Genomic DNA, 14736 nt, shown 5'->3' on the forward strand with positions numbered 1-14736 from the left:
GAACGCTTCCACATGGCGCGTTGTGGATGCCGGCGCCTCGCCGCATCCAGAAAAACATGAGAGAATAAGACCCGTGACTGCAAAGCTGTACCCCGTAACGACTGAAACTGAGACCCGCGAGGCCATCGAGGCTGCCCGCGAGGCGCTGAAGGCGCACGACACGATTGTGATGCCCACCGATACCGTCTACGGTATTGCCGCCGATGCTTTCTCGCATCAGGGCGTTGCCAAGCTGCTGGCAGATAAGGGTCGCGACCGCACCATGCCGCCGCCCGTGCTGATCTTTGACCTTGCTGCGCTCGCCGGCGTGGTGGACGATGTTCCGGACGACATTTACGACCTGGGTGGTCGTTTCTGGCCCGGCGCGCTGACTCTTATTCTTCACGCGTACCCGTCGCTGAGCTGGGATTTGGGTGAGACCCGCGGTACCGTTGCCGTGCGTGTTCCCGATGACGAGTTCGCTCTGAAGCTGCTGACCGAGCACGGTCCGCTGGCAGTCTCGAGCGCGAACAAGACTGGCCAGGAAGCCGCACTGGATGCGCAGACCGCCATGGAATCCCTGGGTGAGGATGTCGCCGTGGTGATTGACGGTGGCGCTCGTCCTAAGCCGATTGAGTCTGAGCCGAATGAGGACGGCGTGGTTGTGGTGACTGAGCGTGACCCGGCACCGTCCACGATTCTGGATTGCACCTCCTTCCCCTATGCGGTGGTTCGTGAGGGCGCGATTCCGGTGGAGGAACTGCGTGAGGTTGTTCCGTCGATTCTGACTCGTGCGGAGGCTGACGAGCAGGCGGCTCGTAAGGTTGAGGAAGCCGAGGCTGCTTCTTCCGCGTCGTCTGAGTCGGCTCCTTCTGAGCGTGCTCTGGACGATCAGGCTGATCTGGATGAGGCGTATGAGCAGTGGGACAGCACCCATACCGTGAGCGGTGAGCCTGCTCGTCGCGCTTCTGCACCGGCTGCTGGTTCTGTTGCGGCGTCCCTGCTGGGCGCTACGTCGGCTCTGTCTTCTGCGTTCAGCACTGGCGTGGATCAGGAGCGTGCGCGCGGTTATCGCGATAACACTCCGAAGCCGGTTCGTGCGGATGAGCCGCAGACCCTGCCTGTGCCTGCTGATACTGCTCGTGCTCTGGTCTTTGGCGAGTCGAAGATTGAGGTTGCTGCTAAGAGCGCACCCGCTCAGAGCGAGGCAAAGGCGGCAGAAGCTGAGGCTGAAGACGCTAAGACTGAAGCTACTACGACCGAGGCTGAGGCTAAGACCGAGCAGAAGGACGCCCCGGAGGACCACCTCTAAACCTCTGCGCGTGTAAGAGCTCGGAACATAAAATCTCGGAGCATAAAACGTGTAAGGGAACCCCCGATATATCGTTGAGATATATCGGGGGTTCCCTTTTGCTATGAGTCTTACAGATTGCGTGCCCCTAGGTTGTGCGTCTCTACAGGCACGTGCGCAATCTACTTCTTGTCGAAGCGGCGGTCCTTCTTCTTGCCCAGCGCGGTGTGGGCGTTGCGCAGTACTTCGCGTACGCGCGGGGTGGGCAGAAGGTTGTTGTCGCGCGCCCAGGAGTCATCAATGCCCTGGCCAAACCACATAACCTCGACCTTACGTACGGAGCCTGCGAACTTGTCGTTCATCAGCTCGGAGACGGTGTAGCCTGCCTTGACGGCTGCGCGGCAGAGCCATTCGGGCAGGTGCAGCGGCTTGCGGCGGCCCGCATCCAGAGTTGCGGAGGCGACGGTTGCGCCTTCCCAGGGCTGCAGGACGATGGTAGGCAGTTCGCCGGGGAAGGTGCCGAGCATGACCACGAATTCCGCGAGGGCGTGCACGCTAGAGACGGGCGACTTGCCGGTGCCTGCACCTGCAACGGATGCGAAGGGCGAGGACGCCATCTTGGCGAAGAGTTCGGTGGTGCGGCGTCCGCGGCCCTGCACGCTGGTTGCGCGCAGGATGCACAGTTCGGGTGCGCTGTCGGGGTGCTCTTCGAGGAAGTAGTCCTGCAGGTCGAGCAGTGCTTCTTCGCCGAGTGCCTTGGAGAAGGAATATGCGCTGAAGGGGTTGGTTTCTTCGGACGCATCGAGTACGAGGCGCGGGCCCTGTACGGCTGCGGAGGAGAGGTGGATGACGCGGCGCACGCCGGTGCGCTGTGCAGCAATTGCAATCACGGCGGGTAGCAGGGCGTTTGCGCCGACGAGCGGGGGCAGGTCCTGCATGTTGGGTGCTGCGAGACCCGCTGCGTTGACGACGACCTGTGCGCCCGCGAAGGCTTCTGCGAGGGAGTCGATGATGCCTTCAAGCTGGTCTGCTTCGTCGATGATGCTGTCTACGTCGAGGGCGCGGGTTGCGAGTCGAGGTGCCTCAATGGGGTCGACGCTGATACCTTCTGCGTTCAGTCGCGCGACGATGGAGGAACCAACGAAGCCGCTGGCGCCAATGACTTTCCACTTGGATTCAGACATCTCTTTTACCTCTCATGAGCCCGCCTACGTTGCGGGGAAAAATGGGGTCAGTTCAACTTTCCCATATTTGAACAGTTTATGGGGAATTTGTAGGGTTTTATTCGGTCTCTGGTCGTTTTTTCGTACGGGGTGCACAGTGCAAACACAGGCTATGAAGCTGATAGCTTGATGGATACCCAAAAGTGGGGGTGCGGGTACGTCCGCTATACGGATAAATCAACTGAATTCGGTTGATTATTTGTCATATTGGGCGTCTTTTGGGGTGGTGGTTCACTCTCTAGTGGAGACCGCAGGTAAAATATTTTCTTTGAGTGATATATCCACACGGTTGAATACCGCGGGCGCGAGAAACACCACAAGTGCCCAGTTTGGTATGGGTATATTGCGTACCGGCTGATTCAGGCGCATCGCGCCGCGGAGGGAGAACTTATGGCAGAAAAGTACAGCGACGTGACCGCTTTTGCCCAGCCTTCTTCCGAACAGTCTTCTCACGATTCTTCGAGCGAGTACCCCCGCACGGTTGCCGTGGTGGTGACCTACAACCGTGAGGACCTGCTGCCGAAGACCCTTGCTGGCATCGCCTCGGGTGAGCGCGTGCCTGCGGCGGTGGTGATTGTTGATAACGCCTCCACTGACGGCACTGCCGAGTATCTGCACACCCTGGACTATGAGCTGCCGGTGGATTGCATCCGCCTGGAGAGCAATATGGGCGGTGCTGGCGGTTTCGCGGTGGGTATTGACCGCGCCCTGGAACGCCACAACCCGGACCTGGTGTGGGTCATGGATGATGATACCGAGCCGACCGAGAACACCCTGTCGGAGGCGGTTGCCGCCTGGCTGAACTATTCGCCGGTGCCTTCGCGGCGTCCCGCGGTGGTGGCGTCTCGTGTGGTGTGGACGAACGGCGAGGACCACCCGATGAACACCCCGCGCACCATGTTTGCGGCGGGGGAGCAGCGTCATGCTCGTGCGCAGGCCGTGGGCGCCCGCCCGATTCGTAGCGCCTCGTTCGTGTCGATTCTGATGGATGCGCAGGCGATTCGCCGCAACGGTGGCCTGCCCATTGCTGAGTTCTTCATCTGGAATGACGATTTCGAGTTTTCGACCCGCCTGATTCATCACCGCGACGGCATCGCGGTGCCGTCCTCTGTGGCAAAGCATCACACGAAGACTTTCGGTACGACGAACGCCAACCCCGGCCCGCGTTTCTATAACGATGTACGCAATAAGCTGTGGGTCTTCACCCGCTCGCGTACCTTGAACCCGCTGGAGAAGCTGCTGTATGGTGGCTCGTCGGCGCGCCTGTGGATTTCTACTGTGCTGCGCACTGATGACCGCCGCACCTACCTGGGGTATTTCCTCAACGGTGTGCGTGACGGTTTGCGGGCACCCACCCCGAACCGCCAGGTGCTTGAGGGTGTTTACCCGCTGACTTTCCCCGGCCGCTACGGTGTGCCGGCTACTGCTAACGCCGTTGAGTCTGAGAAGGCGCGCGGTTGCGTGAGCTCTGCACCCGATTTCTCGGTGTTGATGAGCGTGTACGCGAAGGAAAACCCCGCCTACTTGGAGCAGGCGTTGGAGTCGAATCTGCTGAACCAGACGGTGCGTCCTTCCGAGCTGGTTTTGGTGAAGGACGGTCCGCTGACCCCCGAGCTGGATGCCGTGGTGGACCGCTGGGTTCAGCGTGCCGAGGATCTGGACTGCCCGCCGATTCAGGTGGTGGAGCTGGCTCAGAATGTTGGTTTGGCGGAGGCGCTGAATGCCGGTCTGCAGGCGTGCTCCTACGAGCTGGTGGCCCGCGCTGATTCTGATGACCTATCGGAGCCGACTCGTTTTGCCCGTCTGATTCCTGCCCTGGTTGAGGGCGGCTACACGGTACTGGGCTCTGCCATGCTTGAGGTGAACGAAAGCAATACGGCGGTGGAGTCGACCCGCGAGGCGATTGTTGACTCCGAGCGTCTGCTCAGCGCGATGGATTCGCGCAACCCGATTTACCACCCGTCGGTGGCGTTCGTGAAGAGTGCCGTGCAGCAGCTGGGCAGTTACGAGTTCGTGCCCGGCGCTGAGGATTGGTGGCTGTGGATGCGTCTGCGCGATGCCGGCTACCGTCTGGGCAATATCCCCGATGCACTGGTGCGTTATCGCGTGGGTGCGGGCGCGTACACGAAGCGTGGGGGAGTGGACGCCTGGTTGCAGGATCTGGCGATTCAGCGTCGCCTGTACACCGGTCACGGTATTTCTAAGCTTCAGTGGGCTCAGAACATGGCGGTGCGTAGCGTGTACCGTTTTGTGCCTGAGCAGGCGCGCCGTTCGGCGTTTCGTGCGTTGTCGTCGTTGACGGCTCGCGCTTCTTCTCGTTCTTCTGGTACCGCATCTGAAGGAGGCATGTAGTGGCTCAGTTGAAACCTCACGCTCATGTGGTGATGAAGAAGGCGGCTCAGCGTGGCACGCTGGTGACGGAGGGCGACTCCGGCACAATGCTGGTGAACCGCCTGTACGAGCGTAAGCCGTGGTGGCTGATTGCGCAGGCTCTGATTGATTCGAGCGCGTGGCTGCTGGCGGTTTTGTTCGCGTACATGCTCCGCTATAGTGTGCTGCTCAGCAACGGCTCGGTGTTCGATATTATTCACCCGGCGTCGTTGGCGATGACCGCTACTTTGGCTGTGGTGCTGCACCTGGTCATTGGTTTGGCGGGCGTGAAGATTTATAACGGCGTGTACTCTTATGGCTCGTTTGACGAGTCGTGGCGTGCCGGTGCGGCTGCTTTGAGCGCGGGCGCGGCGTTGACCATTTTCTCCTTTGTGGATGAGCTGCTGGGCCTGCCTCATATTCCGCATAGTGTGCCTGCGATTGCGGCGGCGTTTAGCCTGATTATGATGGCGGGCGCTCGCATGGCAAAGCGCGTCTACACTGAGCGCGGCGCGGTGCGTGAGCTGACCGGCGAGCCGGTGATTGTGTACGGTGCCGGTTTTATTGGCGGCATGGTCATGGATTCGATGCTGCATGATGAGGAGGCGAAGCTTCGCCCGGTTGCGGTCTTCGATGATGACCAGTTGAAGGCTGGTACGAAGTTCCACGGCATTTCGGTGATTACGACTTACCGTGAGCTGGAGCAGGCGATTCGTGAGTCGGGTACCCGTAAGATTCTGGTGACGATTTCGGATATGTCGGAGGATTATTTCGAGTCCTTCTGCAACCGCATGCGTAAGCTTAAGGTTGAGGTTCAGCGTATTAGCAGCGCGAATGCTCGCCTGATGGGTGAGCGTCTGATTACCGCGAGCGATAACGACCTGATGCGCGTGATTCGTGGCGAGATTAACTACGATATTGACCGCGATATTCTGCGTTCGTACCTGCACGGTAAGCGCGTGCTGGTGACCGGTGCGGGCGGTTCGATTGGTTCGGAGCTGTGCCGTCAGATTAGCGAGTTTGAGCCTGAGACCCTCATGATGCTTGATCATGATGAGACTCTGCTGATGGAGACGAAGGTTTCGATTACTCACGAGTCGAGCCTGGATGATGACCGCATCATTCTGGCTGATATTCGTGAGGGCGATAACCTGCTGGAGATTTTCCGTGAGCGTCGCCCCGAGGTGGTGTTCCACGCTGCAGCGCTGAAGCATGTGTCTGCGTTGGAGGCGTACCCGCAGGAGGCGTGGAAGACGAACTCCCTGGGCACTTTGAACGTGCTGCGCGCTGCGGAGGCGGTGGGCGTGAAGACCTTTGTGAACGTTTCGACCGATAAGGCTGCCGATCCGAAGACTGCGCTGGGTCAGTCCAAGCGTGTGGCGGAGCGCCTGACTGCGTACTTTGGTGAGAAGACCGGCAACACCTACGTGTCGGTTCGTTTCGGTAACGTGTTTGGCTCGCGCGGTTCGATTAAGCCGCTCTTTACGAAGCAGATTCTGTCGGGCGGTCCGATTACCCTGACGGATAAGCGTGCGACCCGTTATTTCATGCTGATTACCGATGCCTGCCTGCTGGTGATGCTTGCCGGTGCGATTGGTCGCCCGGGCGAGGTCATGGTGCTGGATATGGGTCAGCCGGTCAAGATTCTGGACGTTGCCAAGGCGATGCGCCAGGCGTATGAGCGGTATGACGTGGAGATCAAGGAGATTGGTCTTCGCAAGGGTGAGAAGCTGGATGAGACTCTCTTCGGCGGTACTGAGAAGCTGGTACCGAGCGAGGAGAACCGGTATATTTCCCGGTCGAGTGCCCCGGCACTTGACCCTGATGAGCTCGATTATGAGCGGTGGATTCAGAACTATCGGGAGCATAGCGGCTATGAGCGTCATGGCCTGGAGCGTGCCCCGGATCCGCGTACTCTGGCGGATGCACAGACGTTCTAATCTTTGCGGAAAGACACCGGATGCTGCACTTGCGTGGCGGGTGCGGTATCCGGTGTTTTTCTCTTTGTACGGCACTAGACTCTGTGTGCGGTACTGGATTCTGTGAAGGTTAGCCCCGCGTCGGTGAATAGTTTTATAGAATACGAAGTAAACACACACTACGCACACATCGTCCCTCAGCCGCGATTCTGGAGTTTGCGTCCAGGGGTAGCGGCGCCAATGCCTTGGAGCTGGTATGACCTCCTTTTCTGAGCTGTTGAGTATTTTTGCTCTTGCTTTTGTTTTGGGTGCCCTTTTGCCGTTTGCGGTGCGCCCAATTTTGCACCGCTACGACATGGTGGATGTTCCTAATGAGCGTTCTTCGCATACCGCGCCGACGTACCGCGGTATGGGTTTGGCGACTGCGGCCGCGACCTTTGTGACGTTTGTTGCTGCTACCCTGTTCGGCTGGACGTACCGTTCTGCTGAGTCGTTGCAGCTGGCGGTGACGATTGCTGCGGCGATTCTGTGCGCTCTTGCCCTGGGCTGGCTGGAGGATATTCGCGGTGTGAGCATTGTGCGTCGTGCGGGCCTGCAGCTGGTGATTGGTGTGCTTGTGAGCGTGAGCTTTGCGACGGTGCAGAGCACGAACATTCTGTTGCTGATTCTGGGTGCGATTTTTATTGCCGGCTACATTAATGTGGCGAACTTTATGGACGGCATTAACGGTATTTCTGGTGCTCACGGTCTGGTTGCCGGTTTGGCGTATGCGCTGACCGGTTGGATGGTGAACCTGCCGTGGCTTGCGTTGGCTGGTGTGGCGGTCGCCGGTGCTTTTGCGGCGTTCCTGCCGTGGAATGTGCGCCCGGGTAAGAACGTGTTTTTGGGCGATGCGGGATCTTATGTTTTGGGTGCGGCACTGGGCACGTTGGCTGTTGGTGCGTGGTTTGCGGATGTTCCGTTCCTGCTGGCTTTTGCTCCGCTGATGACCTACCTGGCGGATGCGGGTACGACTCTGTTCCGTCGTTTCATGGCGGGGGAGCAGTGGTACAAGCCGCACCGTACCCACACGTATCAGCGTCTGACGGATGTTGGTTTCAGCCACCTTGGCTCGACCGCGGTGGTGACGGGTACGACCATTCTGGTGTGGGTGCTTTTGGCGTTTGCCTCTGATTTGTTTGCTTCGGGTGCCGTGCTGGCGGCCGTTGGTGTGGTACTGGTGGCTCTTGCCGTGCTGGTGGTGTACCTGCGCATGCCGCAGCTGTTTGGTGGAGAGGCTCCTACTTCCACGATTGACCTGTCGAAGCGTTTTGCTCCGGCACCTAAGGAGAAGAAGACTGTTTCGGAACCTGCTACCGGCTCGTTGACCTCGGCGACTGGCGTTCCGGCGACTCCTGAGAACGTGGAGCCGACCTCGCTGCATCCGGAGCCGATCATGCCGGATTCGGTGAAGGATCGTGCGGGTCGTCCTTCTTCTGCTTCCTCTTCTTCGACGCAGGCTAGTTCGACTCAGTCGACTCAGAATCGTGGGGAGAAACACTAATGGTTTCTGAACACTCTGAACCTCCGGTTGAGGCTCCTGTAGAGCCTCTCTGGAGGCGTGTGGTCGACGTTCTGTGGTATCCGCCGGTGGAACGTAAGAAGCAGCAGAAGCGCCGCCGAGAGCGTGCTCAAGCAGGTTTGAAGGCCTCTTCCTTCGAGAGTCAAGAGCTTTCCTGGAAATTTTTGTTCTACAGGGTATCTGCATACTCTCTGCTGGCTTGGTTGGGCGGTATGATGAGTGCGTACCTGTTTGCGGGTCCTGTGGGCGCGCTAGGAATAACATTGGGCTTTCTGATAATCTATATATGCTTCACTCTGGGCGTATTAGTTATGTTGGTTGCTCCCATTTTCGACTGGGGTGTACCCAAATCGCTGGTGGTGAGCTACCTCGTGAAGATTGCTCTGCTCGGTCTGGTATTGATGTTTGTGCCGTTCCCCGAGAATCTGAGGCACGGTTGGACTCTCGCAGGCGCATGTACCGGCGTGATCCTGTGGATTGTTATTGAAACAGTCAGCATCGCACGACTGAGAATTTTGTACTTCGACACCGACTCGGAAGACCATGGTCGGTAACACGATTGGTGTTTGAAAGGAAAAACGTTTGGCCGAAGAGAAGAAATGGTGGGACGGAGATAAAAAGCTCCGCACTACCGGAGAATTGGTATCTGACGGAGGTCTCTCCGGCGCCGTCATGTCGATTCTCTATCTGATCATCGGTGTAGCAGTGTGGGGAGGCATCGGTTACCTCGGTGACCTGGTCTTCTCCACCACCTGGCTGGTGTGGGTTGGCGTCTTGATTGGCGCCGTCGGAGGTTTGACCCTCGTCTTTACCCACATGACCAGGCAGAATAAAGACCGCTAGGTCATTGAACGCGGACCGCCAGGTCACACATTCATCCATGTAGTTAGCATGTCAGTCGTTTATAGGCAGACATGGGCTCTTGATAGCCACTAGCAGCAAGAAAGGACTTGCTTTGATCGAGAACGGGTTGATCCTCGCGGAAGCCTATGTGCCGCCGACCCCTGAAGACATGCATCTGCCCCCCTTCTTCACCATTGGTGATTTCGCTTTCGGTAAGCAGAACGTACTGATTCTGCTGTCCGTGGTGATTATTGCGGTCTTCTTCCTCACCGCAGCACGCAAGCGTGCCATGGTTCCTGGCAAGACTCAGTTCATCGCTGAATCCGGCTACATGTTTGCTCGTAACTCCCTCGGCAAGGAAACCCTGGGCGTTCAGCACTACAAGCCTTTCGTGCCGATTCTGTTCGCCTCCTTCTTCTTCGTTCTGGTGAACAACCTCTTCGGTTCGATTCCGTTCGTTCAGCTGCCCTCCTTCTCCCACCCCGGTAGCGCCTACGCACTGGCTGGCGTCGCATACCTGACCTGGGTTGGTGTTGGTATCAAGCGCAAGGGTCTGGGCGGCTTCTTCAAGGACATCACCATGCCTTCGGGCCTGCCGGTCTGGATTTACCCCATCTTGATCCCGATCGAGTTCTTCTCGAACCTGCTGATTCGTCCCGCAACTCACGCACTGCGTCTCTTCGCGACCATGTTCGGTGGTCACCTGGCGCTGATGGTTGCATCCAGCATGGTGACCTACATGGTTGAGACTCTGGGCGGCATCGGCTACCTGGCTGCTATTGCTCCCGGTGCTCTGGGTATGTTCCTGTACTTCCTGGAATTCATGATTCAGTGCATCCAGGCTTATGTGTTCGCTCTGCTGCTGGCTGTGTACCTGCAGGGCTCGGTTTCCGAGGGACACTAAACTCTCTAGTTTTTTAGGTTTTCGCGTTCGTCATTGGGCGTGAATAAAGCAACCCACACGTTCACTGTGCGGGCTATTAACTCAAATCAAACTCTGTTCGGTCCGGGTATGTTCCCGGTCGAACACTGTTGAAAGGAAAAATAATGGTTGGTTCCATCACTGCGGTTGGCTACGGTCTGGCAGCTATTGGCGGCGGCATCGGCGTGGGTCTGATCTTCGCGGCATACATGACCAGCGTTGCTCGTCAGCCCGAGTCCCAGAAGACCCTGCAGCCCATGCTGTTCCTGGGCTTCGCACTGGTCGAGGCACTGGCAATTCTGGGCCTGGTTCTCGTCTTCATCAAGTAACCGGCTCTGCCACATCCTAAACGACCCATCCCATAGAACAGGATTCCCTCCATGATTTATCTGGCAAGCGACGGGGGAGCGGAGGCAACTTCGAACCCCCTGATTCCCGACGTCGGGGAAATTGTCATTACCCTCATCGGATTCCTGATCCTCTACTACATCGTTGCTAAGTACGTTGTCCCGGCGTTCGAGAAGATCTACCAGGACCGTAAGGAAGCAATCGAAGGTGGCCTTGCCAAGGCCGAGAAGGCACAGGCAGAGGCTGCAGCGGCTCGCGATGAGTACACCCAGCAGCTCGAAAGCGCTCGACTGGAGGCTCAGAAGATTCGTGAAGAGGCACGCGCAGAGGGCGAGGCAATTATTGCCGATGCTCGCGAGCGTGCAACCGCTGAGGCTCAGCGCATTAGCGATAATGCAGCAAAGGCTATCGAGGCAGAGCGTGCGGCAGCAGCAGTGTCCCTCCGTTCCGAGGTTGGCACTCTTGCTACGACCCTTGCCGGCAAGATTGTGGGCGAAGCCCTCAACGATGATGAGCGATCGGCCCGTGTGGTAGATCGTTTTCTTGCTGACCTTGAAACCGAGAAGCAGAACGCAGGTGCGGCTCGGTAATGGCAGGAGTATCTACTGAATCACTGAGCAAGGTGGAAGAGGTGCTGGAAGCTCACGCTTCCCTGCAGCCCCTGAACCTGGCGAGCGAGCTTTTCGCTGTGGTTGATGTTCTCGACCACAACGGCACCCTGCGCCGTGCTGTCACCGATTCTTCGCGTGATGCAGCAGCACGTCAGGGTATCGCTAACACCGTCTTCGGCGGCAAGATCTCTTCGCAGGCTATGGCTGTGATCACCAATGCGGTGGCTCAGCGCTGGTCTGATGATGCAGATCTGGCGAACGCCCTGGAGCGTGCAGCAGTGCTCGCCGTGACCGCATCGGCTCAGTCTCGCGGTGGCGTGGATGCCCTGGACGAGGTGCTCAACGAACTACTCACCTTTGTGCGTACCGTTGATTCCAACGCTCAGGCGCAGGAAGCGCTGTCCGACCATCAGGCAAGCAAAGAAGCAAAGAAGAAGCTCGCCGTGGCGCTCGGTGGCCCCGCCACCACCGCCGAAGGTGTGCTTCTGCTCGAACGAGTTGGCTCCAACCCCCGCGGCCGTCACGCTGCACGGGTAGCCGATGAGTTCGCAGAAATCATCGTCACGCGACAGAACCGTTACATTGCGCGAGTAACTAGCGCGATTGCGCTGTCGCAGGCACAGCTTGAACGTCTCGGTCGCGCGCTCAACGCCGTGTACGGCCGTGAGCTGAAGCTCGACGTTTCGGTGGACCCCGCCGTTCTGGGCGGTCTGCGTGTTCAGGTGGGCGACGAGGTGATCGACGGTACCGTCGAGACCCGCATGTCCGACCTGACTCGTTCCATCGGCTAGCGGCTCAAGCTAGCGACGCTGAACCGTTCGTCGCAACGGTGATTTAGAAGATACCTCGGGTAGCGGGTGCGTGGCTGATGCCTCCTTCGCAGAAGCGGCGGCATTGCCCGCCCGTTCAACCCGAATTGCAAGTTTCGGTTGGTTCCGTTGACGGAACGCAACCACAATGAGAGAGCAGGGACACAAGATGGCCGAACTGACCATCAATGCCGACGATGTCCGTAATGCGCTGAACGAGTTTGCAGCGTCTTACGAACCCGGCAATGCAGAACGTGTTGAGGTGGGTCGAGTTGTATCGGCCTCCGACGGTATCGCTCGTGTCGAGGGCCTTCCCTCGGTTATGGCGAATGAGCTGCTTCGTTTCGAAGACGGCACCCTCGGCCTCGCACAGAACCTGGATACCCGCAATATTGGTGTGATTGTCCTGGGTGACTTCACCGGTATTGAAGAGGGCCAGGTCGTACACCGCACCGGTGAGGTTCTCTCGGTGCCCGTTGGCGACGCGTACCTCGGTCGCGTTGTTGACCCCCTCGGTAACCCGATCGATGACCTGGGCCCCATCGAGGCCGAAGGTCGCCGCGCACTGGAGCTGCAGGCTCCCGGCGTGACCCAGCGTAAGTCGGTTCACGAGCCGCTGCAGACCGGCCTGAAGGCAATCGACTCGATGATTCCGATTGGTCGCGGTCAGCGTCAGCTGATCATTGGTGACCGCCAGACCGGTAAGACCGCTATCGCGATCGACACCATTCTGAACCAGAAGGACAACTGGGCTTCCGGCGACCCCGAGAAGCAGGTTCGATGCATCTACGTGGCTGTCGGCCAGAAGGCATCCACCATCGCAGCTGTCCGCCACACCCTTGAGACTCGCGGCGCGCTGGAGTACACCACCATCGTGGCATCTCCCGCATCCGACGCAGCAGGCTTCAAGTACCTGGCACCCTACACCGGTTCGGCTATCGGCCAGCACTGGATGTACGGTGGCAAGCACGTCCTCATCATCTTCGACGACCTGTCGAAGCAGGCAGAAGCATACCGCGCTGTGTCCCTGCTGCTGCGCCGCCCGCCGGGACGTGAAGCATACCCCGGTGACGTCTTCTACCTGCACTCCCGCCTGCTGGAGCGTTGCGCTAAGCTCTCCGACGACCTCGGCGCAGGTTCGATGACCGGCTTCCCGATCATTGAGACCAAGGCAAACGACGTTTCCGCCTTCATTCCGACCAACGTCATCTCCATCACTGACGGCCAGATCTTCCTGCAGTCCGACCTGTTCAACGCTAACCAGCGTCCGGCAGTCGACGTCGGTATCTCCGTCTCCCGTGTTGGTGGTGCCGCACAGACCAAGGCTATGAAGAAGGTCTCCGGTACCCTGAAGCTGGAGCTGGCACAGTACCGTGCAATGGAAGCGTTCGCAATGTTCGCATCCGACCTGGACGACGCTACCAAGGCACAGCTGACCCGCGGTTCTCGCCTGACCGAGCTGCTGCGTCAGCCGCAGTACACCCCGTACGCAGTTGAAGAGCAGGTTGTCTCCATTTGGGCTGGTACCTCCGGTCACCTCGACGACATTGAGATTTCCGATGTGCTGCGCTTCGAGGCAGGCTTCATCGAGTACCTGCGTCACAAGACCTCGGTACTGACCGATATCGCTTCCTCCGGCAAGCTTGAGGATGACACCGTTGCAGCTCTGAAGTCCGCAGTTGCTGACTTCAAGCAGGGTTTCAAGTCTGAGGGCAGCAGCCACCTCGTCGACGCAGGTCACGAGGAGCACAAGGCAGCTCGCGATAGCGACATCACTCAGGAAACCATCGGTTAGCGATTAGTCCTCGCCTTCTCCCCGCCTCAGCTATGAGGCTGGGGCGGGGCAGAAAGCAAGGAGAAAGGAAGCTCTATGGGAGCCCAGATTAGGGTTTACCGACAGAAGATTGCTTCGACGTCGTCTATGAAGAAAATCTTCAAGGCGATGGAGATGATCGCGACCTCCCGCATTAACAAGGCTCGTAACGCTGCTCAGGCAGCCGGCCCTTACGCGAACGCTCTGACCCGCGTGGTGACCGCGGTTGCGACTCAGCACGGCATTAAGCACCCGCTGATTCACAAGCCGCACGAGTTCGGAACCTACGAACACCGCCGCTCCGCAATCCTGGTTGTTACCAGTGACCGCGGTCTGGCAGGTTCGTACTCCTCCGCTATCCTGCGTCGTACCGAATCTCTGATTGAGAGGCTGCGCTCTAACGGCCAGGAGGTACAGCTGTACCTTGTTGGCCGTAAGGCAAAGGCTTACTTCGAGTTCCGTGAGCGCCCCTACGCCCGTGCGTGGGAGGGCCACACCGATGCACCTCGCGTCGAAACTGCCGTCGAGATTCGTGACGCGCTGCTCGAAGCCTACGAACTGCCCTTCGAAGAGGGCGGCGTGGACGAACTGCACATCGTGTACACCGAGTTCAAGTCGATGGTTGTTCAGGAACCCAAGATCCTGCGCCTGCTGCCCATCCATGTGGGCGATGCAAAGGAAATGGGCGAGGAAATCGTTCCCGATCAGGAACTGACCAAGGCTGAGTACGAGCAGGCGGCATCCTTCGAGTTCGAGCCCTCCGCTGAGGAAGTGCTCAACGAGCTGCTGCCGCGCTACGTTGCATCCCGTATCTTCTCCTGCCTCCTGCAGGCAGCGGCAAGTGAGCTGGCATCCCGCCAGCGCGCAATGAAGACCGCAGGTGACAACGCTGAGACGCTGATTACCAAGTACACCCGTTTGATGAACAACGCACGTCAGGCGGAAATTACTCAGGAGCTCTCCGAAATCGTGGGCGGCGCAGACGCCCTCGGCTCCTAGTACTTGTACGCCAACGAAGCCATCAACTGTCCAAACTTTCTAAGTAAG

At 58.6% G+C, this 14736-nt stretch carries 13 protein-coding genes; 12 read left to right on the plus strand and 1 reads right to left on the minus strand.

What is annotated here, in order from left to right; translation table 11 throughout:
• Window positions 1-73: 73 nt before the first annotated feature.
• Window positions 74-1291 carry an L-threonylcarbamoyladenylate synthase gene (locus RWL87_RS04380; RefSeq protein ID WP_313969040.1) on the plus strand — a complete coding sequence of 406 codons (1218 nt, stop codon included), beginning with the start codon at window positions 74-76 and terminating at the stop codon, window positions 1289-1291.
• A gap of 161 nt (window positions 1292-1452) precedes the next feature.
• Here RWL87_RS04380 and RWL87_RS04385 read toward each other — a convergent pair whose 3' ends face one another.
• On the minus strand, window positions 1453-2454 hold the full coding sequence (locus RWL87_RS04385; protein WP_070634426.1) for an NAD(P)-dependent oxidoreductase: 1002 nt from the start codon (window positions 2452-2454) through the stop codon (window positions 1453-1455).
• 429 nt (window positions 2455-2883) lie between these two features.
• On the opposite strand from RWL87_RS04385, the gene RWL87_RS04390 reads away from it, so the two are divergent.
• From RWL87_RS04390 to RWL87_RS04440, 11 genes are all read left to right on the plus strand, one after another.
• Entirely contained in the window at window positions 2884-4845 is a 1962-nt protein-coding gene (locus RWL87_RS04390; RefSeq protein ID WP_313969041.1) for a glycosyltransferase, read from the plus strand.
• Window positions 4845-6803, plus strand: a complete 1959-nt coding sequence (locus tag RWL87_RS04395) for a polysaccharide biosynthesis protein (RefSeq protein WP_313969042.1) — start codon at window positions 4845-4847, stop codon at window positions 6801-6803. The genes RWL87_RS04390 and RWL87_RS04395 overlap by 1 nt, the downstream gene beginning before the upstream one ends.
• Before the next feature lie 235 nt (window positions 6804-7038).
• Window positions 7039-8325: a glycosyltransferase family 4 protein gene (locus RWL87_RS04400; RefSeq protein WP_313969043.1), complete on the plus strand. Its 1287-nt coding sequence runs from the start codon at window positions 7039-7041 to the stop codon at window positions 8323-8325.
• A complete protein-coding gene (locus RWL87_RS04405) occupies window positions 8325-8897 on the plus strand; it encodes a hypothetical protein (RefSeq protein ID WP_313969044.1) in 573 nt (190 codons plus the stop codon). Before RWL87_RS04400 ends, RWL87_RS04405 begins: the two co-directional genes overlap by 1 nt.
• Before the next feature lie 28 nt (window positions 8898-8925).
• Window positions 8926-9186 carry a hypothetical protein gene (locus RWL87_RS04410; protein WP_005506464.1) on the plus strand — a complete coding sequence of 87 codons (261 nt, stop codon included), beginning with the start codon at window positions 8926-8928 and terminating at the stop codon, window positions 9184-9186.
• Between the two features lie 112 nt (window positions 9187-9298).
• The gene (gene atpB, locus RWL87_RS04415) at window positions 9299-10090 is read left to right on the plus strand and encodes a F0F1 ATP synthase subunit A (protein ID WP_005507804.1); all 792 of its coding nucleotides are present in this window, start codon (window positions 9299-9301) and stop codon (window positions 10088-10090) included.
• Window positions 10091-10233: 143 nt separating this feature from the next.
• Window positions 10234-10437 (plus strand): ATP synthase F0 subunit C, encoded by a 204-nt coding sequence (gene atpE / locus RWL87_RS04420; protein WP_005506461.1) that lies wholly within the window; start codon window positions 10234-10236, stop codon window positions 10435-10437.
• A gap of 51 nt (window positions 10438-10488) precedes the next feature.
• Entirely contained in the window at window positions 10489-11046 is a 558-nt protein-coding gene (locus tag RWL87_RS04425; RefSeq protein WP_005506460.1) for a F0F1 ATP synthase subunit B, read from the plus strand.
• Entirely contained in the window at window positions 11046-11858 is an 813-nt protein-coding gene (locus RWL87_RS04430; RefSeq protein ID WP_311655636.1) for a F0F1 ATP synthase subunit delta, read from the plus strand. Before RWL87_RS04425 ends, RWL87_RS04430 begins: the two co-directional genes overlap by 1 nt.
• A 187-nt stretch (window positions 11859-12045) precedes the next feature.
• Complete coding sequence (gene atpA / locus RWL87_RS04435; RefSeq protein ID WP_313969045.1) at window positions 12046-13671, plus strand: F0F1 ATP synthase subunit alpha; 1626 nt, start codon at window positions 12046-12048, stop codon at window positions 13669-13671.
• 75 nt (window positions 13672-13746) lie between these two features.
• Window positions 13747-14688 carry a F0F1 ATP synthase subunit gamma gene (locus RWL87_RS04440; protein WP_294633564.1) on the plus strand — a complete coding sequence of 314 codons (942 nt, stop codon included), beginning with the start codon at window positions 13747-13749 and terminating at the stop codon, window positions 14686-14688.
• The last annotated feature ends 48 nt before the right edge of the window (window positions 14689-14736 follow it).

It is taken from the genome of uncultured Rothia sp., from assembly GCF_963555405.1.
Taxonomy (GTDB): domain Bacteria; phylum Actinomycetota; class Actinomycetes; order Actinomycetales; family Micrococcaceae; genus Rothia.